The sequence below is a fragment of the Anabaena sp. TISTR 8404 genome (genome assembly GCF_056847745.1).
On sequence record NZ_CP180578.1, the window covers coordinates 6,719,670 to 6,744,851 of the forward strand.

20 protein-coding genes and 1 pseudogene are annotated in these 25,182 nt (G+C 40.5%); 9 read left to right on the plus strand and 12 right to left on the minus strand.

Annotated elements, in window-relative coordinates:
* Positions 1 to 290 precede the first annotated feature (290 nt).
* Positions 291 to 1,211, minus strand: coding sequence for a ParB/RepB/Spo0J family partition protein (locus tag ACMX3D_RS28925; protein ID WP_482749205.1), 921 nt, complete (start codon positions 1,209 to 1,211; stop codon positions 291 to 293).
* A gap of 614 nt (positions 1,212 to 1,825) precedes the next feature.
* On the opposite strand from ACMX3D_RS28925, the gene ACMX3D_RS28930 reads away from it, so the two are divergent.
* The 4 genes from ACMX3D_RS28930 to ACMX3D_RS28945 all read left to right on the plus strand — a co-directional run bounded on the left by ACMX3D_RS28930 (position 1,826) and on the right by ACMX3D_RS28945 (position 9,418).
* On the plus strand, positions 1,826 to 5,164 hold the full coding sequence (locus ACMX3D_RS28930; RefSeq protein WP_482749206.1) for a DUF4912 domain-containing protein: 3,339 nt from the start codon (positions 1,826 to 1,828) through the stop codon (positions 5,162 to 5,164).
* 382 nt (positions 5,165 to 5,546) lie between these two features.
* Positions 5,547 to 6,539, plus strand: a complete 993-nt coding sequence (locus tag ACMX3D_RS28935; protein ID WP_482749207.1) for a mechanosensitive ion channel family protein — start codon at positions 5,547 to 5,549, stop codon at positions 6,537 to 6,539.
* Positions 6,540 to 6,571: 32 nt separating this feature from the next.
* Positions 6,572 to 8,143 carry a Na+/H+ antiporter gene (locus ACMX3D_RS28940; RefSeq protein ID WP_482752451.1) on the plus strand — a complete coding sequence of 524 codons (1,572 nt, stop codon included), beginning with the start codon at positions 6,572 to 6,574 and terminating at the stop codon, positions 8,141 to 8,143.
* 264 nt (positions 8,144 to 8,407) lie between these two features.
* Positions 8,408 to 9,418 carry an acyltransferase family protein gene (locus ACMX3D_RS28945; RefSeq protein ID WP_482749208.1) on the plus strand — a complete coding sequence of 337 codons (1,011 nt, stop codon included), beginning with the start codon at positions 8,408 to 8,410 and terminating at the stop codon, positions 9,416 to 9,418.
* 49 nt (positions 9,419 to 9,467) lie between these two features.
* Here the strand turns inward: ACMX3D_RS28945 and ACMX3D_RS28950 are convergent, their stop codons facing one another.
* Both ACMX3D_RS28950 and ACMX3D_RS28955 read right to left on the minus strand, forming a co-directional pair.
* Positions 9,468 to 10,370, minus strand: coding sequence for an ABC transporter ATP-binding protein (locus tag ACMX3D_RS28950; RefSeq protein WP_482749209.1), 903 nt, complete (start codon positions 10,368 to 10,370; stop codon positions 9,468 to 9,470).
* A gap of 74 nt (positions 10,371 to 10,444) precedes the next feature.
* Positions 10,445 to 11,218: an ABC transporter permease gene (locus ACMX3D_RS28955; RefSeq protein ID WP_482749210.1), complete on the minus strand. Its 774-nt coding sequence runs from the start codon at positions 11,216 to 11,218 to the stop codon at positions 10,445 to 10,447.
* A gap of 171 nt (positions 11,219 to 11,389) precedes the next feature.
* Between ACMX3D_RS28955 and ACMX3D_RS28960 the strand changes: the two genes are divergently transcribed.
* Positions 11,390 to 13,330 (plus strand): FAD-dependent oxidoreductase, encoded by a 1,941-nt coding sequence (locus ACMX3D_RS28960; protein ID WP_482749211.1) that lies wholly within the window; start codon positions 11,390 to 11,392, stop codon positions 13,328 to 13,330.
* Between the two features lie 145 nt (positions 13,331 to 13,475).
* Here ACMX3D_RS28960 and ACMX3D_RS28965 read toward each other — a convergent pair whose 3' ends face one another.
* The 8 genes and pseudogenes from ACMX3D_RS28965 to ACMX3D_RS29000 all read right to left on the minus strand — a co-directional run bounded on the left by ACMX3D_RS28965 (position 13,476) and on the right by ACMX3D_RS29000 (position 19,152).
* Entirely contained in the window at positions 13,476 to 14,555 is a 1,080-nt protein-coding gene (locus ACMX3D_RS28965; protein WP_482749212.1) for an NAD(P)H-dependent flavin oxidoreductase, read from the minus strand.
* A 139-nt stretch (positions 14,556 to 14,694) separates the two neighbouring features.
* Positions 14,695 to 15,567 (minus strand): 6-carboxytetrahydropterin synthase, encoded by an 873-nt coding sequence (locus tag ACMX3D_RS28970; protein ID WP_482749213.1) that lies wholly within the window; start codon positions 15,565 to 15,567, stop codon positions 14,695 to 14,697.
* Between the two features lie 129 nt (positions 15,568 to 15,696).
* On the minus strand, positions 15,697 to 15,903 hold the full coding sequence (locus tag ACMX3D_RS28975) for a ParE family toxin-like protein (protein WP_482752452.1): 207 nt from the start codon (positions 15,901 to 15,903) through the stop codon (positions 15,697 to 15,699).
* A gap of 53 nt (positions 15,904 to 15,956) precedes the next feature.
* Positions 15,957 to 16,187: pseudogene (locus tag ACMX3D_RS28980) on the minus strand (hypothetical protein).
* Between the two features lie 41 nt (positions 16,188 to 16,228).
* Complete coding sequence (locus ACMX3D_RS28985) at positions 16,229 to 16,900, minus strand: Uma2 family endonuclease (protein ID WP_482749214.1); 672 nt, start codon at positions 16,898 to 16,900, stop codon at positions 16,229 to 16,231.
* Between the two features lie 54 nt (positions 16,901 to 16,954).
* Positions 16,955 to 17,647 carry a J domain-containing protein gene (locus ACMX3D_RS28990; RefSeq protein WP_482749215.1) on the minus strand — a complete coding sequence of 231 codons (693 nt, stop codon included), beginning with the start codon at positions 17,645 to 17,647 and terminating at the stop codon, positions 16,955 to 16,957.
* Positions 17,648 to 17,662: 15 nt separating this feature from the next.
* The gene (gene cysK, locus ACMX3D_RS28995; protein ID WP_482752453.1) at positions 17,663 to 18,625 is read right to left on the minus strand and encodes a cysteine synthase A; all 963 of its coding nucleotides are present in this window, start codon (positions 18,623 to 18,625) and stop codon (positions 17,663 to 17,665) included.
* Positions 18,626 to 18,714: 89 nt separating this feature from the next.
* On the minus strand, positions 18,715 to 19,152 hold the full coding sequence (locus tag ACMX3D_RS29000) for an RrF2 family transcriptional regulator (protein ID WP_482749216.1): 438 nt from the start codon (positions 19,150 to 19,152) through the stop codon (positions 18,715 to 18,717).
* Between the two features lie 266 nt (positions 19,153 to 19,418).
* Between ACMX3D_RS29000 and ACMX3D_RS29005 the strand changes: the two genes are divergently transcribed.
* The 4 genes from ACMX3D_RS29005 to ACMX3D_RS29020 all read left to right on the plus strand — a co-directional run bounded on the left by ACMX3D_RS29005 (position 19,419) and on the right by ACMX3D_RS29020 (position 24,841).
* Positions 19,419 to 19,961 (plus strand): diheme cytochrome c, encoded by a 543-nt coding sequence (locus ACMX3D_RS29005; protein ID WP_482749217.1) that lies wholly within the window; start codon positions 19,419 to 19,421, stop codon positions 19,959 to 19,961.
* 173 nt (positions 19,962 to 20,134) lie between these two features.
* Positions 20,135 to 20,401: a hypothetical protein gene (locus tag ACMX3D_RS29010; protein ID WP_482749218.1), complete on the plus strand. Its 267-nt coding sequence runs from the start codon at positions 20,135 to 20,137 to the stop codon at positions 20,399 to 20,401.
* Positions 20,402 to 20,710: 309 nt separating this feature from the next.
* The gene (gene secA / locus ACMX3D_RS29015; protein ID WP_482749219.1) at positions 20,711 to 23,506 is read left to right on the plus strand and encodes a preprotein translocase subunit SecA; all 2,796 of its coding nucleotides are present in this window, start codon (positions 20,711 to 20,713) and stop codon (positions 23,504 to 23,506) included.
* Between the two features lie 243 nt (positions 23,507 to 23,749).
* A complete protein-coding gene (locus ACMX3D_RS29020; protein WP_482749220.1) occupies positions 23,750 to 24,841 on the plus strand; it encodes a nucleotidyltransferase domain-containing protein in 1,092 nt (363 codons plus the stop codon).
* A gap of 27 nt (positions 24,842 to 24,868) precedes the next feature.
* Here the strand turns inward: ACMX3D_RS29020 and ACMX3D_RS29025 are convergent, their stop codons facing one another.
* Positions 24,869 to 25,156, minus strand: a complete 288-nt coding sequence (locus ACMX3D_RS29025; protein WP_482749221.1) for a hypothetical protein — start codon at positions 25,154 to 25,156, stop codon at positions 24,869 to 24,871.
* Positions 25,157 to 25,182 lie beyond the last annotated feature (26 nt).

Here is a 25,182-nt window from a genome sequence, read left to right on the forward strand (position 1 = left end):
CTTGTGTAGTTAGGAAACAGGGAACAAATAAGAGAAAAGTTAGATGTGTACTGATTTTTTCACTAATCAAATATGAGTCCTATACTAAGTTGTGTTCAGACATAATATTTTACTCCCTACTTTTTACTCACCCTTCGGGTGACGCTCCTAACGTCGGTAACGCCAGTCCCCCTACCCTTACGGGAAGCCTCTTCGCGTCTACGTGACGGAAACCGCCAAGACGGGGGCTGGGAGTGGTGAGACCAGCCAAAATTACTATCTTTGATAGCAACTCGGTATAAATATAAATTTCAGCTTTCAGATATTATTTTTTCCAACTCATCCAAAAGCTTGGTGATTTGTTCTTTTTTTTGAGGATTAACTAAAAACTTTTTCTTTTTTAACACTTTGCTAATTTCAATAAAACGTTCACTTACAATATTTTCTGATTTTGTTTTTGATGCGGATGTAAGTTCTTTCACTCTCATCTTGATTTGGTTTAAAGATAAGTTTTCAGTAATTGCTATCTTGAGCAATTCGGCACGTTGTTGTTCTGACTTTAAGCGTGCAATTGCTTGAGCCTTAGTGTATTCAATTTCACCGCGTCGTAGAACTGACAAGATTTCACTGGGCAGATTTAATAAAGGAAGTCTACTAGAACGAAAACTACCAGCATTGAACTTGCCAATTTCCGAGAATATAGATTCAATCTTCTCAATTTGATTCAAAACATTTTGACTTAGTTTTTGACCTCTTTGTTTAGCATTGAAAGCACGATGTAAGAGAGACATAACTTCGTTAGTATGTATTCCCAGAGACAGAGATAGGAGTGCCATTACAGCCTCCGTTTCTTCCACTGGATTTAGTTCTTCCCTTTGTAAGTTTTCGATGAGCGCAACTTGCAGGGCTTGTTTATCATTTAACTCCAGTGAGATAATAGGTACTTCAAACAATCCAGCCTTCTGTGCTGCTCTTATTCGACGCTCACCAGCCACCAGTTCATATTCTCCATTTTTAAGTGGGCGAACTAGCACAGGCTCCAAAATACCGTGTTCTTTAACGGATTGTATTAGTTGAAAAAGCTTATTAGGGTCAAAGTAACGACGTGGTTGTTTAGTGGGAAATCGAATTTTGTCAATTGAAAGTGTGGTAATAGATTGGGGAGAAGAATTATTGTGGTTAATATCAATCTTATTATTTGATGTTGCTTGACTAGATTGTTCTGATAGCATGATGTTGCCCTTAAATTTATAAGTATGAGATTTAACGATTTGTATACTTAGTGCTTAGACTGATAAAGCACTAAAAACCGTTATTATCTGCCGTTGACTGATTTGATCTGCTTCTATACTCAAAATTAAGGGATAAATCTGAGGAACTTGTGAGGATTGTGAGTATTATTACTTAATAGTTGTTTTGTTTACGTATTGGCTAAAGACAAGACCCTCAGAAATTTACGACCATAGGATATACCCCCTCAGACAATCAACAACTAATTTTTCTTGGTACGTTCTATCTGTTACCAAGGTTGAAGTTGTGTATTTTTATGAAAAAATTCTGGGCTAATTGGTAATAAATGTGTTAATTACATCGAAATCTATAACCATGAAAGAACTCATATTTTAGAGTCTGGATTCTGCCCAATGGTTTAAAAAAGCTAAACAGCGCATGAATAATGACCAAAGTCAAGATAAAGTAAAACACAGTATAGATTCGTATACGTAGATTACGCAATTTTAAAAGAAACTTGACACCGGATGTATAATTAGCGCGTCTCCTCCTAGATAACAAAATCACATTGAGGACTGGCCGGTTTGCTGTTTTCTGTACCTTGGATTTGGAGCATATGGGGCAACAACAAAAAAAAGATAGTACGATCGCCAACCTGGTATTAACGTTAGTTTTAGCTACCACCCCTATGGCAGCGAGTTTGTTCGTGTCGGCACCAGTGTCGGCACAATCTGCCACTGACACTCCCTCTTTCTCACTACCACAAACAGTGGAGAATGGATCTACGGTGCGTGTTGATGGCTCCAGTAGTTTGGCGCTAATCAACCAAAACCTCAAAGCAGGTTTTGAGAAACAGTTTGCTGGTGCAAAGGTAGAAGTTGCCAATAACGGTACAGACGCAGCACTTAAAGGTGTACTTGACGGAACAATTGATATAGCGGCCATTGGGCGTGGTTTAACTCCTGAAGAAAAAGCCCAAGGTTTAGAGCAAGTCCGCTTGCACCGCGAGAAAATTGCCATCATCGTGGGTGAAGAAAATCCTTTTAAAGGCAGCTTGACGGATAGACAATTTGCCCGAATTTTCCGGGGTAAAAGCATTACTGATTGGTCACAGTTGGGTGGGCCGGCCGGAAAAATTCGGGTAATCGATCGCCCAGATACTAGCGATACCCGCCAAGCGCTGAATAATTACCCAGTTTTTAAAGCAGCAAAATTCACCACAGGCGCTACTGCAACGCAATTAACTGAAGACAACACCGCCGAAATTGTTAAACAACTAGGCAAAGATGGCATTAGCTACGCCAAATTTAATCAAATAGAAAAGTTACCTGGGGTACGGGTGCTTCATTTGCATCAAGCCTTGCCAACTGATCCTAAATATCCGTTTTCGCAACCTTTAGTTTACGTTTACAAAACAAATCCTAGCCCCGCTGTAGCAGGTTTTCTCGGTTTTGCTTTAGCAACACCAGGACAACAAGCTATAGAAGCAGCTAGAACCGCAGAAGCCGAAGCGATCGCCAAAGGTGAATCTTCTAACCTGCTGTTAGCTGTCAATCCCACATCTCCTCCAGAAGCAACTTTACAAGCGCAAGCTCCTGCTTCTCCCTTGGCGACAACAGCACCAATAGCAACCACAGCGCCAACAGCAACCAGTGAACAGCAACCACTGTCTACAACTGCACCTGCAACATCAGGTGAACAGCAACCACTGTCTACAACTGCACCTGCAACATCAGGTGAACAGCAACCACTTCCTCCAGCCGCTAACAATCCTATTGCGCAAGGAAAAATACCACTTTGGTGGTTAGTATTACCTCTAGGTGTCATCGCTGGCTTGTTGTTGTGGATGATTAGAACTAGTCCGTCGAATTCCACAGCCACAGAAGATACATCACCAGCCAATCCTCAACCGCCTGCACCAGACACAGCAGCAACTAACACTACTATCAGCGAACCTGTAGCAGAAACTTCACCTGCTAATTGGGCAAACGGAAATGGCTATCACAATGGTGCTAACGTACTGCAAGGTACTACTCCAGCCACAACAGCAGATGCAGGTTTAGCATTGGGTACAGGAGCCGTTATCGGTTCAATCATGGTCGGCAAAGAATCAGACAACCATAAAACAGAAGAAAATAATTACGACCTCGGCATATCACCTTGGGATATGGAAGCACCAGCCGCAGTGGTCAATACTGCATATCCGCCGATTTTAGATAGGTCGAAAACAACATCAAATGGGGAAGCATCAACAACATCTGAGCCGCCAGAAGAGATAGCAGCGACAGTCGAAAGCATCGCAGAGCCAATTACTCCGGTAGCAAAAGTCAACACTACTGATGATGTCACTCCAACAAATGCCAATGCAACTCTGGACTTGCCAGAAATTCCCGAAAACTCAACAGATGAAGATGATTGGGGTTTTGAACTGACTGAAAATTTGGCAGCAGAAGACTCTCAGTTAGACCCGGAAATCGAGAAATTGAATTTCGTAGCAGACGCAGCAGAACCTGATCTTGAAGAGACAGAGGAGTTGATTGTGAATAATTCAGAAAGTTTAGGAAGCCCAGGGATTGGAGCTTGGCAGAGTATGGAACAACCAGAATCAGCAGCGCCAATACCAACCAATACCACAACTGAAATTTTAGCGATCGCAGATCCCCAAAGCAGTATCGTTCTCACACCTAAATCTCATGATTTGGCTGATGTTGCTTGGGAAATTTCGGAAACTGGCCAGCAAATGCTGCAAAATGCAGGCGTATCGCAATTAATTTTGCGGCTGTATGATGTCACAAATATTGACATGAGTTATCAGCAACCCCAATTGGTGCAGCAATATGAATGTGACCTCAGCACATCTGGCGGTTCGGTGACAATTCCCCAAACTGATCGTGATTACATAGCAGTAATTGGCTATGTAACAGCAAGCGATTGCTGGGCGACAATAGCTCATTCACCAATTGCGCGTGTCTTTGGTACTTCCTACACAAATACGAAAGATGTTGTGTTAGTTGATGAAACAAGCAGTGTAGTTCTCACACCTCGCAATCACCAATTGGCTGATGTTTCTTGGGAAATTTCCGAGACTAGCAAGCAAATGCTTCAGAATGCGGGAATCTTCCAACTAGGTTTGCGGCTTTATGATGTGACAAACATTGATCTAAGTTATCAACAACCACAATTAGTGCAGCAGTACGAATTTGATTTGGCAACGTCTGAAAGTTCTGTGGGGATTCCGCAAACAGATCATAATTACATTGCAGAAATTGGCTACCTGATAATTGGCGATCGCTGGGTCAGCATTGCTCGTTCACCCATTGTGCGGGTATTCAGTCCTCTGTATACAGAAGATGAAAATTTCTCAACAGAAGAGCAAATATTGAGCTTGCTCGCCGACGATAGCAGTATTACCTTGACACCACGTACTCCCAAGTGGGCTTATGCGTCTTGGGAACTTTCCGAGACACGCAAGCAAATGCTGCAAAATGCCGGAATCTTACAATTAGCATTGCGGCTTTATGATGCAACTGATATTGACATGAGTTATCAGCAGCCCCAATTAATTCAGCAGTATGAATGCGAGGAAATCACCCACGATCGCTATGTGGCGATTCCTACCAGCGATCGCGACTATATGATTGAACTTGGCTATGCTACAGAAACCGATGGTTGGGTAACAATTGCCCGTTCTGCTGCGGTTCGCGTTTTCAGTCGTCCCCAACGAGATTTTTGGTTTGTTGCAGATGCAGAGTTAATTATTCACGGTGCAACTGAACCTAATGCAACTGTCAATATTGCAGGTAATCCGATTGCTTTGAAACCAGATGGAACATTCCACCTACGCGTTCCCTTCTCAGAAAACTTGATTGACTATCTCATGACTGCCGTTGCTGCTGACGGAGAAAATTCTAAAACAATTCATAAAAAGTTCTCCCAAGAAGTACCCGAAGCATAGTTAGTTGTTAAGCCAAAAAATAGGGAAGGCAACAGTAGATAAAGTCTGTGCATTATTTCTAGAAATTTAGTGAAGTGGGCAAAGTCTACCAGTATTTAGATATGCTAGACTTTGCCCACTTATACCAATTTTGGATTAAAAACCTTGATTTATAACTATTGTAAGAGTTGGAAACAAGACTACCTATGCCAATTTAGTATTATTTGATTTTTACAATTGCTTCAGAGATTTTTGGCAACTCCTAAATGAATTGCTATATTAATGTATTGCTATAAAATTTATTTTTTCATACTATTTATAGATTATAAAAACCAACTATGGAGAGAATTAAATAACCAGATTTTTTCTTAATATCAGCAATGCTGATAATTAAGCAAGTATCATGAATGCAGATATATCCGCACTCTGGAATAAAATCCAGGGAATGATTAACGGATTGATTGTCTTGCTGCCAAATATTGTGCTGGCATTGATTGTCTTTGCCATCTTCTTTTTTGTGGCTAGAGCAATTAAGAAAGCGGTGAAACGCTTAACACGCGATCGCCATCAGGCTCGGAATTTAGGACTAGTACTAGGCCGTTTAGCGCAAGGTACAATACTTTTGGTAGGGCTGTTTGTGGCTTTATCGATTGTCATTCCGACATTCCGTGCTGGAGATTTAGTCCAACTACTGGGGATTAGTGGTGTGGCGATTGGTTTTGCCTTCCGCGACATTCTGCAAAACTTTTTGGCTGGCATTCTGATTTTATTAACAGAGCCGTTCCGCATCAACGATCAAATAGTTTTTAAAGACTTTGAAGGAACTGTAGAAAATATTGAAACACGGGCGACCACAATCAAAACTTACGATGGTCGCCGCATTGTAATTCCTAACTCAGAATTGTTCACTAACTCAGTGACGGTGAACACTGCCTTTGAAAGTCGCCGACTCCAGTATGATGTTGGTATTGGCTACGGTGACGATATCGACCAAGCCAAGGAGTTAATGCTGCAAGCCGTGCATAGTGTCCCAGAAGTACTGCAAGACCCTGCACCCGATGTCCTAGTTATGGAACTTGCCGAAAGTACTGTCAACATCCGCGTCCGCTGGTGGATAAAACCGCCACGACGTGCAGATGACCTCGCCTCACGGGACAAAGTGCTGTCTGCAATCAAGAAAACCTTAGTCGAAAACGGCATCGATTTACCCTTCCCCACACAGCAAATTTTGTTTCACGACCAGACAGAAGAAACTGATGGAGACCGTTCCCATCAACGAGAAGGCTGGCCTGCTGGCGGTGGTAGAGTGCCAAAACCTCGCCGAATCAGCGATTCACTTCAGACAGTTACCCAAATGCAGAGGCAAAAAGATGATCACGGTAACGGCAAAATTTGATGGTCAATCTACTTTTTAACTGGAATACTCTTATGGTGTTAGAGTCTGCTACGGGTGAAGTCGTCATTGCAGAACAACTCAAGCAATTTCTGTTAGTACTTTCTGTCTCTTTAGGGGTAGCAACATTACCACAAATTTTTAGTTGGTTGCGCCGCATTCCTTACACACTTTTACTGGTCATTGTGGGATTGGGATTAGCATTCGTGGATGTGCGACTCGTCAATCTCTCTCCTGAATTAATTCTGGTGATTTTTCTCCCGCCATTGTTGTTTGAAGCTGCTTGGAATTTAAAATGGTCAGATTTAAAGCGGGATTTATTACCTATTTGTCTGTATGCAGTTGTTGGGGTTGTCATTTCTATTGCTGGAGTAGCATTTGCGCTGAATCAATTTGCTGGACTGGAACTGAGCATTGCTTTATTAGTGGGAGCTAGTCTATCAGCAACCGACCCAGTTTCGGTAACGGCGTTGTTTCGGGAATTAGGAGCCAGCAAACGCTTAACAACGTTGATGGAAGGAGAAAGTTTATTTAATGATGGTATGGCGGTTGTGGCTTTTGGCTTACTAGTTGCTTTACCTTTAGGTACTGCGAAACTAGATTTACAGTCGGCTTTACTAGAATTTTTTCAGGTAGTAGGTATTGGTATTGGCGTTGGCGGATTAACGGGGTTTGGGATTTCCTACCTCACACAACGTTTCGATTTACCGTTAGTAGAACAATCTCTCACTTTAGTTTCTGCCTACAGTACTTACTTAATTACAGAAAATTTGGGTGGTTCTGGTGTGATTGGGGTAGTCACCACAGCTTTAATTTTAGGCAATTTTGGTTCACGCATCGGCATGAACCCTCGTACACGCATCATTGTCACCGAATTTTGGGAATTCTTAGCCTTTTTTGTCAATTCGATTGTTTTTCTATTAATTGGTGATCAAGTTCATTTTGCTATCTTAGGGGATAATTTAAAAACTATTGCAGTCACAATTATTGCCATGATTGTGGCGCGAGCCGTCGCCATTTGGGTTTTAAGTAGTCTCAGCAATTGGTTAGCTAAATCTGAAATTCCTGTAACTGAACAAACTGTGCTGTGGTGGGGTGGGTTGCGCGGTTCTGTTTCAATTGCTCTGGCTTTGAGTGTACCAAGCATTCTGCCTGACAGAGAAGAAATTATTGCCACAGTCTTTGGGGTAGTTTTATTTACACTGTTAGTACAGGGCTTAACCACCCAACCGTTATTAGAAAAATTACAACTTTTAGGTTCGCAACCGTTACGTCAAAAATACATGGAAGCAATTGCTCGTCAAGTTGCGCTCCAGCGATCGCTAGAATATTTAGAGACAACACAAAATCGTCCAGGAATTAAGCCAGAGTTTTATAAATATCAAAAGACTCTGATTACCGGAGAAATCAATCTCTTGCAAGAAAAGATTGAGCAATTACTGGATGAATACCCCAATTTACTAGAATTTACAACCGCAGAACTGCGAGAAGAACTGCTGGCTATTGAAGCCGACACATACGCTGAGTTTGTTCGCGCAGGTAAGTTGAATAAGGAACTTTCACCTTTTCTGCAAACAAGTCATGACAATACTAATCAGGTAGGCTAGGCTGAAGTGTTGCTGTCTGGCGATCGCAGTTGATAACTTTATCAATTCTTCATTTTTTACCTTGATTTGAAAACTGGTGTGAACTCCCCAAAATTCATTTCATCAGGCTTATAACTATATCCAAGCATACCTTTTACAAAGGTTATGCTTGTCTGCACATCATTAGATTTGAAGTGCTTAAACTTATTGAAAACTTTAATTACGTGTTACAGCTATGCAGTAATATTTATTGTGATATAACAAAATTTGCTATAAATTTAACTTATGAAATCGTCAAGAAATCAAGGATTAGATACTTTAAAGGCACTAAGTATCAGCTTTGTTTTATTTTGGCATTTGCATCCAATTAAGTTTGTTTATAAAAATGCGTCTGAACAGATGATCACTTCTTTAAATTCATTAGTCAGTAATTTTGAGTATCAATTAACTCTTACTGCTGTGCCTATATTTTATATTGTTTCTCTTTATTTATTTATTATAAAAAATTTTCAATCTGATTTAAATTACCTAAAAAATAGGTTAAATAGATTACTTCAAATATTTTTATTTTGGACTTTTATTCATGTTACACTTTATTGGATTTATACTTCAAAGTTACCTGCATTAACTTGGACAATTCTGCTAGGCATATCTCCAAAAATACCTCTTGTAGGTGATTCAGTTTTTTATTTTATTTTAAATTTGATTATTTTAACTATCATTACTCACTTTTATCAACATTCTAACAAAAAACTGAGACTAGTGTTATCTATAGCAATTGTAACCATCACTTTATTAGGTTATGAAATCAGCTACTTATCAAAAGTTAAAATTCCCTACTTTTTTATTGGCAATTTCTTAATTTATATACCTATAGCTTTCGCCTTAGTTAATCATCAAAATCAAGTACTAAAATTTAAGTTCTTCTACTTGGGAGCATATTTACTTTTTTCCTTACATGACATAATTTTGCGTACTTATGGTTTTCCGACAACTGTTTATGGCAGAGTTTCTATATTTTTTGGAGCATTAACGTTTTTCTGTTTTATTTATAATGCTAACTTCAAAACTAATAGACTGATTAATTTTTTAGCAAAATACTCACTAGGTTTGTTTGCACTACACAAATATTGGCAATATATATTTATTTTAATCAGCAAAAATTATTTATTTAAAATAAACCTCGGTATTCCTGTGAATATTCTGTCTTTGAGTTCATCCTTGTTAGCGCTGGGATTTACGATAATTACAATTATTTTCCTGAGAAAGACAAAATTAAAGCTATTTATTGCCTAAAATAATCACCATAATTTCATATATTTACTGAAAATATTGGTTGTAATGGCTAAAACGTGTGAGTTTTTTGTGTTACTTCTAAATAAATATGTTCTAATCGCACAGGCTGACGAGCAATCGCATCAATATTTATGCCCTCAAATCTGGCAAAAATTTCTTTTAATTCTAGTGGTTCTGGCAGCCAAAAAGCTAACTCATTGCCATAATATTTAGGGATAAAATTATATTCTTGAGCGCGGGCGATCGCTTGTTCTTTTTGTGTTGTTTGGATTACCAAAATTTCAGCGGCTGGAACGAATTTACGCAACTGCGCCAAACTACCTTCAGCCAAAATTTGCCCATTTTTGAGAATACCAATTCTGTGACAAAGACGCTCTGCTTCATCTAATAAATGCGTCGTCAACAAAATTGTCATTCCCTGATTGCTCAACTGTCGAATCAACTCCCAAATCTCATACCTTGATTCAATATCTAATCCGGTAGTTGGTTCATCCAAAATCACTAATTTTGGTTGATGCACTAAAGCAACAGCAATATTTAACCGCCGCTGCATTCCCCCACTGAGAGTTTCTACTGGACTTTTTGCCCTATCTAATAAATTTACAGCCGCCAGAGTTGATTGTATTTGTTGTTGGCGCGTTTTTTTATCTAATCCATAAATATCAGCAAAAAATTTTAAATTTTCTTCGCAAGTCAGAGTTTTATAAAGTAAATTCTCTTGCGGTGCAACGCCAATGATTTTTTTTGTCGCATCAGAAATTGGCTGATAATTAATTGTGACATCACCACTATCAGCCTTAAGTAAGTTACAAATAATATTAATTGTTGTTGTCTTACCAGCACCATTTGCACCTAGTAAACCATAAATTTCTCCGGCTTCTATATGTAGGTTTAAATCTTGTATAACTTTTCTTTTAAAATAAGATTTATTGAGATTGTTAATTGTCAGCATATTTTAAATTTTTTCTGATCTGGTTAGCATGGTTCAGATACCCAACTTATTAAAGAAGTTGAGTATCTAGATTTTCATAGCCTTTTTTCCACCAACAACATTCGGCGATAAGATAACCAACCCCCAATCACCATCCCTAAAGTAAACACAAATAAAAACCAAAAATGTGATGCTATTTCACTAATTTGCTTTCCCTGCGTTGATACTCCTACAAACGCCTCATTCATGTGATAAATCGGATTATATTGAGCAATATTAATTAAACTTTTAGGAAATAATGAACTCGGCAAAAATGCCCCACCTAAAATTAATAAAGGTACTCCAAATGCGGCAACTAAAGCATTAACATCTTCAATTCGCCTCGCTAATTGCGTACCTAAAATAAAACCTAAGCCTACATAAGCAGCGATGCTCATGAAAATAATAGTTAATCCTAAGAAAATAGAACCTTTAAATGTAGCACCCCAAAAAGCAGCAACAGTATAAACTAGCAAAGTTTGTCCTAAACCAATGCAACTATGAGCTAAAAAAATTCCTAAAAAATAGGATATACCACTCAAAGGAGAAAGAAACAGGCGTTTGAGGGTTTGCTGTTCTCTTTCTGCAACGACAGTGGCGACGCTACCACCCAAACAACTGAAAAATAGTGCAGCACCTACCAATGTTGAAGGTGCAGTATATTCAAAAGCCGTGTTGATTGGTAATTTTGCTCGTTCCGCCAAAATAAACCCACCGAGTATTAATACTGAAATCGGAAAAATACTCCAAAAAATGAGGCTACGTCGGCGACGTAATAATTCAATTAAGATGCGCTGAGTCACAGCTATGGTTTCGCGCCAATATTTCATCTAAGAAAGTCTCCAGTATTGTGTACTCTTGACAATTTCTGCCATTCTGGCAAAATAAATCCGTTCAGGACTAGCACAGTAATCAAAGAAATACTCCTAACAATACAATCGGCAAACTTACTGTGATCATTTCACTACTGTGTTAGATGTGAAAAGTTAATTTTGTAACCAATGAGCCAAATACCTAATTTGCTGGAATCATCTACTATCCCTCGGCGTACACTGCTGAAGTTGTTCAGTGTCGGTACAATTGCAGGAATCACAGGCTACTCGCGGTTTACTAAGCCAAAACCAACGGTATTTCAAAAAGATACTCTTGAGTTGCCGCAAATATTAAACCAACCTAAAACTGTTGTAGTAATTGGTGGTGGTTTAGCAGGTTTAGCTTGTGCTTATGAATTGAGTCAGCGGGGATTTGTGGTCACACTGTTAGAAAAATCTCCGCAATTAGGTGGAAAAATCGCTAGTTGGCAAGTAGAAGCTGCTGGCGAAACTTTCATGATGGAACATGGCTTTCATGGCTTTTTTCCTCAGTACTATAACTTGAATAGTGTAGTCGCAGAATTGGGAATAACTAATAATTTTCAATCCCTGAACTTTTATTCTGTTGTTTATCAAGATTCTAAATACAAACCAGAGATATTTCGCCCCAGTCGTTCGGCTTTTCCGTGGAATATTATAGATTTAGCCATAGCATCTCCCAATCGCTTCCGTTGGGGAATTAATTTAACGAAAATCAAACATCTCCAAGTTTTCCAAGCTATCACGGGATTTCAAAGAGAAAAAAATTATCAGCGCTTTGATAATATATCTGTTGCTGATTGGGTAGAAACAGAATTTCCCCAAGGTTTATACGATTTATATTTTCTACCTTTTGCTAAATCTAGTTTAAATGCACCAGATATTATGAGTGTTGGAGAACTAATGCAGTTCTTCCACTTTTATTTTTTTGGCAACCCAGAAGGACTAGCTTTTAATGGTACAAAAGACGATATGGGGACAAGTTTAGTCCAACCGATCGCTAAAGCAATTGTGCAGCATGGCGGTAAAATCATCACCGATGCAACTGTAACTGAAGTTATAGCTGTAGACGGTAAGATTGATGGGGTAAAATATAACGTTGGTGGTAATCACAATGCTGTGCCGTTTACAGTGAAGCAAAATACTGCGATCGCTGATGACCAGATAGAATATTTTGGCGCGGCTGATGAAGTATTCGCTTTACCATTAGGCAGTCAAGCAGCAATTTCTCTTACCTGCACTCACCAAGGTTGTACTGTCCAAAAAGCTGAAGATGGCAAGTTTAAATGTCCTTGTCATGGAGCTACATTTGCTGCTGATGGTAAAGTTTTAAAAGGGCCAGCTAAACGAGATTTAGCTAAGTTTCAAGTAGTAGAAAGACACAATGATGAGGTGCAACTAGTAGCAGTTAATCAAGAGTTAGCTTTGTCAGAAAAATTGCAAGCCGATTATTATGTCTTTGCTACCGATGTTCCAGGAGTACAAAAATTATTTCAGCGTGTTAGTGGTGATGTAGATGCGACAGTGCAAAGCCAAGTAGAAAAGTTGAGTATTGCTGATCCTTTTGCGGTATGTCGCTTTTGGTTTGACCGCGATTTTGAGTGGCAACAAAGTAATTTTACTTCTTTATCGGGCTACAAATTAACTGACAGCATCACTCTTTATCATCGCATTCAGCAACAATTTATTGAGTGGTCACAAAAAACTGGTGGTAGTGTTGTTGAATTACACGCCTACTGTTACAAAGAAAAACAATTTCCTACTCAAGAAGCTTTGATGAATACTTTTGAACAAGAACTTTATGCAATTGTTCCAGAGTTGAAACAAGCAAAAATATTACACCGAGAATTAGTGAATCAACATAACTTTTCGGGATACCCACCTAATAGTTATGCAGAACGTCCTGAAACCAGCACGACTATTCCTAACTTAGTATTTGCAGGAGATTGGGTAAAGATGCCTTTTCCCTGCGGTTTAATGGAACGCGCTGTGAGTAGTGGCTTATTAGCAGCCAACGAGATTTTACATCGAGAAGGTTTGCAGAGGCGATCGCTCTTCTCTGTCAATCCTGAAGGGTTGTTGCAAATATAAATTTGTGGCATAACCTACAAGAATCATTTCTGGATTCAGCAACGCCAAATCATCAAGTATGGTGTTCTTAGAAACGTGGCAATTCGCAGAAGTATTAGCTGCAACGCAGATTTAGCCAGAAATTCACCATACTATTGGTTTGGTGTTAGACTTTGGCAGTCAAATCTGCCATCAATTCTGCAACAGAGATGATGCGTTCAGTCTGACTAACATTAGCACCAGAAAAAATTAAACCATGTTCCACATCACCACGAGCAGCTTGAGCTAGTGCATTGAGTAAGCAATAGGTTTTGCCTTTGTCTCGAAACAAACAGGTTTCTAAACAGTTGGCAATACATCGCCGTTCCTGTAATGAATCTTTCATAATTTGTTCTGCAAAGGAATTGCGTAAAGCACGGCTGGGTTTACCGACAGGACTGGGTACAGTAACGATATCTTCTATATTTGATTGCAAATGATATTCTTTATAACGCTGATTGGCATCACATTCGATTGTAGTAATGAAGCGAGTACCCATTTGCACACCATCAGCACCCATTAATAACATTTGATCAATATCGTGGCGATCGCTAATTCCACCTGTAACAATCAAAGGTATCCTCACACCCATCGTCTCAACTAAATAATCCCGCAATTGGGAAATCACCCATTCAATGGAAAACCCTGGAACATTGATTTGTTCACATTGGGTAAAATGTCCGCCTACCTTCTGGCAATTTTCTACAATGAAGGCATCAGGTAAGCGATTATATCGATTTTTCCAAGTCTGGCAAAGAAACTGTGCCGCCTCAACATTAGCTATAGTCGGTACAAGGGCGACATCAGGAAAATCGGCAGTGTACTCTGGTAAATTTAAAGGCATTCCTGCCCCTGTCACAATTAAATTTGCACCCTCAGCTGCGGCTGTTGTCGCTAATCTGGAGTAATCTTTCGTACCTACAAGAATATTTACACCTATCACCCCATCAGGGCTGATGGTTCTGGCTTTAGACAATTCATCGATGAGTGCGAGTCGATTAGCTGTAAAAAAACTACTGCGTTTACTCTGATTAAAGTAGGGAGAATCTAAACCTAGTCCCAGAGAAGCTATCATCCCCACGCCTCCAGCATTAGCAACTGCACCAGCCAAATGTGCGCCAGATACCCGTACTGCCATTGCCGCTTGCATGATGGGATAACGGGCAATATGTTTACCAATCTGCAAGGGATGAAGCGTCGAGGACATTTGATAATTACTCATTATTAACTAAATAGCTAAGGAGTAATTTTATCATCTCCGTGTGACTTTTCCTGGATAGTCATCCTTTGCTTGTATCTCTGATTATGAAAAATTAGAGACGCGAAATTTCGCGTCTCTACAAGAACTACACTCGTACTAAAACTGGTTGGCTATCTACTGCATTGACAGAATTCGATTCTGTATCTGTGCAGTATATTTCGCAGGAGTTATTGGGACTTTCGATCAGTTTGACTTTGTAAAGCTTGGCTCCTAGTTCTTGGATGGGCGATCGCAGTAAATTACTAATATATAGTGCGATATTCTCAGCAGTCGGTACAACTTTGGCAAAATAAGGCACATCTTTGTTCAAAAAGCTGTGATCGAATGGTTCTACCACATAGTCTTCTATCACTTTATGCAACGCACCTAAATCAACAATCATTCCAGTGCGCTGATCAATTTCGCCTTTCACAGTCACTTCTAAATGATAGTTGTGTCCGTGACCGTTAGTCCGAGCGCATTTGCCATAAATCTCAGTATTATCTTCTAGGCTGAGATCAGGATGTGCCAGCCGATGGGCGGCGCTAAAGTGAGTGCTGATAGAGAGGTAGGCTTCCATTGAGTTTCCCATATAATCTGCCCAAAGTTCAGGATGTTCAAATAACTGTACGCGGACTACAGGCAAGTGGGGTGCTAACCGCCGCCAGATAACCCGTGCAATATTTTCAGTGGTGGGGAGAGTTTCTTGAAATTCTGCCCAGACATCATTGAGATAAGAAAAATCCAGTTGACTGGTAACTTCGCGTTTAATTACCTGTTTGACATCAGACAAATTCAGCACCATTCCATACTCATCTAATTCCCCAGCCAGGGAAATAAACAAGACATAGTTGTGTCCATGTCCGGGGAATTTTGCGCCAGCACCAAATTTCTCAAAATTCTCTGCTTCACTCAGTTCGGGTAGCCAATAGCGATGACTAGCCGAAAATTGAGCGCGGCGATTTACGATACATTGCATGAGTACACTGGGAGAAAATTTTAAACTTTCTTAATCTTTCACTTTTTCCAGCATAAACTAATTTCTTTGTCTGTGGCGAAGGGAATAATATCCTGCTGGCTGCTGGTATAAGTTTATCTCAATTCCAATTCATCCAAAAAAACGCTCATAGTCATCATGGCTACCAATCCAAAACCATGTCACCGTATCTTCTTCTAAAATTCCAAGTGCGCGATACCCTCGCATTATTCTGACAGACCAAATATTTTTTTCGGTATTGATGCACTTGAAATGTAAAGATGGATGAAATGGATTCTCTGCCCAAAGCTTATATGATTTTCTGGCACTTGGCCTGATTTACTTGCTCAACTCCCGATATTCAGCCCAAAAAGAGGGAAGAACTACTGACCTCATAGTTGGTCATAATCCATCGCAGTTGCTGTTCCTTCTGCGATTTGTTGTTTAGCTTGTTTAGCGGCAGCGATTAATTTTGATTAATTTCTTTGAAAAGCGTTATTCCATCTCATCTCATCTTGCAATTCATCAATATACTCTCGCAAATGTTCTGCAATGCGGTCTTGTACTTCAATTGGTAAAGATTCCATCATTTTGATGACAGTAGCAATTGCTGTTGATGACATGGTGTCTGGTTTTTATGCAATGCTTTGATTTTACGCTAACACTAATCGGTGGTTGATGATTTTGCTAACTGTTCTCTTACCCATTGCCGCACATGACGAATTAAACTTGTTTCACCCATCGTTAAACTTAACTCCAAAAATTCCATTAACACAGCAGCATCAAATATTGGCAAAACTGACGACACCTCAATAAGTTGATACTCTTCATTAGCTAAACTGCAAATAGTCAAAGTCTCACAATCAAAACGCCATACTTCTGGGACTCTCAGTGCTGCATAAATCCCCATCCGATTCATGGAACTACTGGTACTGTCAACTTCAATCGCTAAATCTGGAGGCGGATCAATTGTTAAATCTATGACATCTTTACCGCGTACAGCTAATTCATTTTGAATGTAGTAACACTCATCTGGTTCTAAACCCTTGCGTAAATCTTCTCGTGTCCAAGTTGTAGAACCTAAACTACAAATTTCAATTCCTAATTCTTCTGTCGTTACTTCAACAAAACGACCCAATAATCTTTTATAACGTTCATGCGGAGGTAGCGGCATCATAATCTCCAATGTGCCATTATCATAAGTCAGCTTTGTTCCTGGTTGTGACTCTAAATCTCGCACCAATTTTTGATAGGTATCCCATTGAATGTCGTGAAGTATGGTTATATTTGTAGGTGTTTCAGCTAAAGTTGTGCTAGAAGCGATCGCAGTATTCATACTTTTCTCCTTTAGCTATAAATATCGAATTATTTGAGATATTAACTTATTGTTTTATTGCTTAACTGAATCTTGCGCTTCGTAGTGTAATCTTGTTGCTATGCGAAACATTTCTTGCCCTGTGTGCAAATAGCGATCATCATAGTTCATCGGAAAATATGCCAATTCTTCTATGCCATCTGCGACTTGATTGAGGCTGTAATAAAGATGCGCCGCAGTTCTCGCTAAACTAGGTGGATTGGGGAGAGAACGAAAAATAACTTGAGCTTGTTTAATATCTTCTCGACAATTATCTAAATATTCCTGAAATTCTTCTAATAATTGATCGTCAAAAGGATCAGCTGCTAATTGCTCAATTTGCTCTTCTAGAGAATCAAGAATTTCACTAAGTATGCTGTTAACTGGTTGATAAATTAAACGTAGCCATTCTTCGACTTGTTCATCAGCGTTTTTACCTGATTGTCGCGTGGCTTGGTAATGTTTTTGCGCCGATGCTGCCCGTTGTTGACGATTTTGAGATTCGTCTTGCAATTTTTGGTCATAATCAAGACGGCTTTGGGTATCACCCAAGACTTCATAAGCAGCGTTGATGCGGATAATTTGATCTTTATCTGCTGTTTCTTGATTGCTGTCAGGATGAAATAATTTCACCAAGCGGCGATAAGCTTGTTTTATCTCCGCTTGGCTGGCATCACGATTAATTTTGAGAGTTTCGTAGTGATTATTGATATGTTTGGAGTCAACCATTAGTCTAATTGATTGTTAGCTGACGCTGGTGGCTACCTTTGCTTCCAAGTCCTGGAATAACGGTGTACTCAAATACCTTTCTCCAAAACTGGGCTGAATGACCACAATTAAGCGTCCTTCGTTTTCTGGGCGTTGGGCAACGCGAACAGCAGCACACAAAGCCGCACCGCTGGAAATGCCAGATAATAGGCCTTCTTCTCTGGCTAACCGTCGTCCAAATGAGATCGCATCTTCATCGCTGACGGTAATGACTTCATCAATGAATTTCATCTTCAGCACTTGCGGAATAAAACCCGCGCCAATCCCTTGGATTTTGTGCGCCCCAGGTTTTCCGCCTGATAAGACTGGGCTATTGGCTGGTTCGACTGCGATCGCCTGAAAACTTGGCTTACGTGCTTTCAGAACTTCTGCTACACCAGTGATCGTACCACCTGTACCTACTCCTGCAACAATCATATCTACCTGACCATCGGTATCTGCCCAGATTTCTTCGGCAGTCGTTTCTCGATGGATTTTGGCATTCGCTGGATTGCGAAATTGCTGCAACATATATGAGTGTGGTGTAGTATTAACTATTTCCTGGGCGCGGCGAATTGCCCCACCCATACCTTCAAGTCCGGGGGTGAGTTCTAATTCTGCCCCATAAGCCCGCAACATTGCCCGTCGTTCTCCACTCATAGTATCGGGCATTGTCAAAATTAATCGATAACCCTTCGCAGCCGCTACCATTGCCAAGGCAATTCCTGTATTACCTGAAGTTGGTTCTACTAATACTGTCTTTCCTGGAGAAATCAATCCCTCTGCTTCTGCGGCATTAATCATGCTAATCCCAATTCGGTCTTTCACTGATGCCGATGGGTTGAGACTTTCCAACTTCAATACTATTTGCGCTACACATCCCTCCTCTTGGGGAATGCGATTTAATTGCACTAAGGGTGTACGACCAATAAGTTCTGTTATGTTACGAGCAATTTGCATTTCGATTCCTTTGTTATTAGTCAAGAGTCAATAGTCCAAAGTCAAGAGTACCAACAATTGACTAATGACCATTGACCATTGACCATTGACTAGATGTAATACATGATGTCTAGCTGCTTGCGAGAATCTCTTTTTTCACATAGATCCTGAAGTGTGTAGTTTTGCAAAACAGCATTTGCTGCTAGACAAGCTTCTTGCCAAATTTCATCTACAACAGCACTATCTACACTTTTGAGACTGGAAGTTTCTTCGTTGACTTTCACGTCTAAGCCTTCTAAGCATTCTAAAACTTCATATATTGTAATTTTCCAAGGTTCTTTGGACAATAAATAGCCACCTTTGGAGCCGCGTTGACTTTTGATTATACCCCCGCGTCTCAAAGTTGCCAGTAGTTGTTCTAAATAGCGATCGGGTATGTTTTGTGTAGCCGCGATTTGCCGAATTTGCATCGGTTCGCCATTTTCATAATGAGTTGCCATTTCTAGTAAGGCTAGAATTGCGTACTCTGATTTACACGATAGTTCCACAGGCGGTAAGTAAGGCTGAAGTATGAAGTATGAAGTGTGAAGTATGAAGTTTGAAATTTCATACTTCTTTTAGTATACTCCGGTTCATTGCTGGGGTTTTTGTATTACAGCTATTAACGTTGAATCAAGGGATGATGAGATTGAAGATGCGATCGCAATGCCCAACAATTAAAATACCCACCCAAAACTTGCAACATCAGCAACACAGCATAAGTCTCAATCATTAGCTACAAGCTCCACATATTAAGTATCTGGGAATGTGAGGAATGTCAAATCTTGTAAAGCGTAAAACTCGCCAACTTAAACGCCAATCTTTTGGTTTAGTGTTGGTAATTGTGGCTTGGAGTCTGGTTATGGGGTGGCTATTTACTTCTGCAACCAGCGTCTACAGTGCTACTCCTAGCGCAGAAGTAGGAACAGTTGATGTTGTCCCGGCTCAGTACGAGCTAGGACAAGAACTATATATAGAAAATTGCTCTAAATGTCATATTGCTATCCCGCCACAAGTTTTACCCACCCAAACCTGGAAAAATCTTTTGGAAGACTCCCAGCACTATGGTGTACAACTCAAGCCATTAATCGACCCACCCCGCATTCTTGTGTGGCGATATCTTTCAACTTTCTCCCGTACCCAACTCCAAGACGAAGAAACACCTTATCGTGTCAACAAATCTCGTTTCTTCAAAGCTTTGCATCCCAACGTCGATTTACCACGTCCGGTACAAATTAGTAGCTGTGTGAGCTGTCATCCCAGCGCAGAACAATATAATTTTCGTCGCCTTTCTTCCGAATGGGAAAATTCTAATTGAACGTAAATTCGACAGACCTTTCTCTCTCCTAAAAGGCGCTACGGTGTACACACAAGCCGAAAATTCTCACGTTGAAACCATATCCCACCTAGAACTAAAGTTCTAGGCTAATAGCGAAAGTCCACTCAAGTGGACTGAATTTTTCTTTGAGTCCTCCATAGTGGACTTGCACTATGAGACTCGGAATAAATTCCGAGGAGGGACTTCATCTTTGCGCCTCTGCGCGAAACAAAACCACATCCCACAACACCCAACGCAGAAAATTTCCTGACACTTCACCCTCAAAACCTCACGTTTCAGCCTTTGAACACCAACGTTCGAGTAAAAAGGCTGAAACTTCACCTTCGGAACTCGAACATTTGACTAAATATGAAAATCATTGGATGTTGGGTTGCGCTGTCGCTTCACCCAACCTACTAGCTGGGATTTACCAGGTGTAAGATTTATCTTCCCCTACACCCAGCAACCTGATTACCAGACACGATATCATGGGGGCGATCGCACCTTGAATATGGTCGGGTTTCCCTGCCTCAGTTGGGGGCAAAATGATACTATTAATAGAGTTTCGATATTAAACGTAAAATAAAACCAAATCTTTAGTAGATTTATTTGATCTACTTTTTCTGCGTTTTTGACCCAATTCTCATTTCCTACTCATCTGCAACCAAAATAGCTGGGTTAGGTTAAATTCTTATAATCAATACCAAAGCCATATTTCCCATCCCCCTTGATTTAGTTCCATAACCGCCATGTTAAAACTCTTGTTGGGCGACCCCAACGCTCGGAAGCTAAAAAAATACCAACCTTACATCACGGAAATTAACCTCTTAGAGGAAGAAATTAAAGCTCTCTCTGATGAGGATTTAAAAGGTAAAACCGGAGAATTCAAACAGCGTCTCGCTAAAGGCGAAACCCTCGATGACATTCTGCCAGAAGCCTTTGCCGTGGTTAGAGAAGCAGGAAGGCGAGTCTTAGGGTTGCGGCACTTTGATGTCCAGCTGTTAGGCGGTATCATCCTACACACTGGGCAAATCGCGGAAATGAAAACTGGGGAAGGTAAAACCCTAGTAGCAACCTTGCCAAGTTATTTAAATGCCCTCACTGGTAAAGGTGTACACGTTGTTACAGTCAACGATTACCTGGCTCGCCGGGACGCGGAGTGGATGGGACAGGTGCATCGCTTCCTAGGGTTGAGTGTGGGACTAATTCAGGCGACCATGAATCCCAGTGAGCGCCAGAAAAACTATGAATGTGATATTACCTACGTTACCAATAGTGAAGTAGGCTTTGACTACCTGCGCGACAACATGGCCACTTCAATGGCTGATGTGGTACAACGCCCGTTTAACTATTGTGTAATTGACGAAGTAGACTCAATTCTCATTGATGAAGCACGGACACCACTAATTATCTCTGGTCAGGTAGAAAGACCAACAGAAAAATATGTCCAAGCTGCGGAAATTGCTCTGACTTTGAAAAAAGATGAGCATTACGAGGTAGACGAAAAAGCTCGTAACGTACTGTTGACAGACGAAGGTTTTGCTGAAGCAGAACAACTTTTAGGTGTTACAGATTTATTTGACCCGGAAGACCCTTGGGCGCACTTTGTATTTAATGCCATTAAAGCCAAAGAACTGTTCTTGAAGGATGTCAACTATATTGTCCGCAATGGCGAAGTAGTCATCGTAGACGAATTTACCGGGCGGGTGTTACCTGGACGGCGGTGGAGTGATGGTTTACACCAAGCCATTGAAGCCAAAGAACACGTAGAAATTCAGCCAGAAACCCAAACTCTAGCAACAATTACCTACCAAAACTTGTTCTTGCTGTATCCCAAATTAGGCGGGATGACGGGAACAGCCAAGACAGAAGAAGCTGAGTTTGAAAAAATTTACAAACTAGAAGTCAGCGTAATTCCGACCAACAGAATCAGAAGACGACAAGATTTGTCGGATATGGTCTTTAAGACAGAGGCTGGTAAATGGCAAGCGATCGCTAGAGAATGTGCCGAAATGCACGAACTCGGTCGCCCAGTATTAGTAGGAACCACTAGTGTCGAAAAATCAGAATACCTCAGTCAACTACTGAAACAAGCTGGCATTCCCCACGAATTGCTGAACGCTCGACCAGAAAACGTGGAACGGGAAGCGGAAATTGTGGCTCAGGCAGGACGCAGAGGTGCTGTTACCATTGCGACCAACATGGCTGGTAGAGGTACAGACATCATCCTCGGCGGTAACTCTGAATACATGGCGCGGTTGAAGTTGCGGGAATACTTTATGCCGCGCATCGTCCAACCAGAAGACGAAGATGTGTTTGGTGTTCAAAGGGCCAGTGGTAGTATGCCTAGTGGGCATGGTGGTGGCCAAGGTTTTACACCTGGGAAAAAAGTCAAAACTTGGAAAGCTTCGCCAGAAATCTTCCCCACCCAACTGTCAAAAGAAACTGAAAAACTGCTAAAAGAAGCAGTAGATTTTGCAGTGCGGGAATATGGCGATCGCAGTTTACCAGAACTCGAAGCCGAAGATAAAGTCGCGGTAGCTGCGGAAAAAGCACCCACCTCAGACCCAGTAATTCAAAAATTGCGGGAAGCTTACAACCGTGTCAAACACGAATATGAAGAATTCACCAGCAGCGAACATAATAACGTTGTCGAAATCGGTGGTTTGCACGTGATTGGTACAGAACGTCATGAATCACGACGTATTGACAACCAGTTGCGGGGACGTGCCGGCAGACAAGGCGACCCTGGTTCCACAAGATTCTTCCTCAGTTTAGAGGATAACTTGTTGCGGATCTTTGGAGGCGATCGCGTTGCTGGCTTAATGAATGCCTTCCAAGTTGAAGAAGATATGCCCATTGAGTCGGGAATGCTGACTCGCAGCTTAGAAGGCGCACAGAAAAAAGTCGAAACCTACTACTACGACATTCGGAAACAGGTGTTTGAGTACGACGAGGTAATGAACAACCAACGTCGCGCCATCTACGCCGAACGCCGTCGCGTATTAGAAGGTCAAGACTTGAAAGAACAAGTCATCAAATATGCCGAAAAAACGATGGACGACATCGTTGACTACTACATCAACCCAGATTTGCCTTCAGAAGAATGGGAATTAGAAAAGCTGGTTGATAAAGTCAAAGAATTCGTCTACTTGCTTTCAGATATGCAGGCAAGTCAGCTAGAGGATATGTCTGTGGCTGAGATTAAAGCATTCCTCCACGAACAGGTGAGAATTGCCTACGACATCAAAGAAGCCCAAATTGACCAAGTTCAACCAGGACTAATGCGTCAAGCTGAACGCTTCTTCATCTTGCAGCGCATTGACACCCTGTGGCGAGAACACCTGCAACAAATGGATGCTTTACGTGAGTCTGTAGGCTTGCGTGGTTACGGTCAAAAAGACCCGTTAATTGAATACAAGAGCGAAGGTTATGAACTATTCCTCGATATGATGGTCAACATCCGTCGAGATGTAGTTTACTCCTTGTTCATGTTCCAACCCCAGCCGCAGCCAATGGTGCAAACATCATCTGAAATGGTGTAGCAGAGGAATTAAATATCTCACGCAGAGACGCAAAGGCAAGGCAGCGCGTTGCGGGGGTTCCCCCCGTTGTAGCGACTGCCGCGCAAAGTTTTGTGAGTGCCTTTGCGTTTAAATCTTAGTAGGGTGTGTTGTTGCGTAGCGCAACGCACCACATCAGATTCTCACACTGCCATTCTCAATCCAAAATTTAAAATCCAAAATCTAAAATGGAATGAGTTACGATAGCTATTTTAATCATTTGATATGAAAAGAATAGAAGTCGAACAAAGAAGCATTTTGATAGGTTTAGCAGGTAGTCACGGCTATGGATTAAATCGTCCTGACTCAGATTTTGATTTTCGGGGAGTGTTTATTGCGCCTAAAAGATATTATTTGGGATTTGACCATATAGAACAGAAAGATACTGGTTGGGATGAACTAGGGATATTTCCTTTTATTGATAATAATCAAGATACAGTTATCTACGAATTAAGAAAAATTCTCCAATTATTAGCAGGTGCAAATCCTAATGTTTTGGAATTGCTGTGGTTACATAAATATCCTGTTTTAACTGAAGTTGGACAATATTTAATTAAACAGAGAAATTTATTTTTGAGTAAGAAAGTTAAGCATACTTATTCAGGTTATGCTTTTGCTCAAATCAAAAAAATGGAAACTCATCGTAAGTGGTTGTTAAATCCGCCGCAGAAGAAACCATTACCTGCTGATTTTGGCATAGAAGGTGAAGAACCACTGAGTAAAGATGAGTTAAACGCTTTTTTGGAGTATCTTTATATCTTAATTAGAGGACGAATTGAGTTTTTAGAAGAAGCAGAGCAATTATATCAATTACTAACAGCAGATATTGATTTTAAGGGAGTATTGAAACAATATGCTTTACCTAATGAAACTTTAGAATATACAGAAAAATTAACTCATGGACGCAAAGACTTTATTAGACTGTTGCAAAAAAGTCAAAACTATCAAATTGCTTTGCGAGAATGGAAAGCATATTTATCTTGGCAGGAAAATCGAAATCCAGTTAGAGCCGAAATGGAAAGACAGTCTGGATTTGACCTCAAACATGGAATGCACTGCATTAGATTACTACGCAGCGGCTTAGAAATATTGCAGCAAGGAGAAATAATTGTTGATAGAAGAATAGCAGGTGATATTGATGATTTAAAAGCTATTCTCAAGGGAGAGTATAGTTATGAGCAGGTGATGCAGATGGCAGAAGATTTAGTCGCACAAATGGATGCTGTTTATGAAAAATCAACTCTGCCTGCTAAACCTGACTTAGAGCAAATTAACGAGTTGTGTATAGAATTGGTGGAAATGCAAGGATGGAATTAGTCATTCGTGATTTAACCATTGACCAATTTAAAGAAAATCAACGAAACCGTAGAGGCTAATTAAAAGTAATAATAAAGCAATGCAGCGAGAAACTCGTGTTTGGGGTGAGGGTGCGATCGCTTCTCGAACTAACATAGAAATAGATGCTCCAATTGCATAACTAAGGCATAAGAGCATATAAGGTAATTGTTGTGTAACTCCCCAAATACCGAGTAGTAATACTGTCAAAATTAGCATCACAAACTCGATAAATTTAGCTGGTTCGTATTGGCTGGACAAAACTAGACTGTTTAACCAAAAACGCCAAAATCTCATATTCAGTAAATCAGATGAATTTAAGG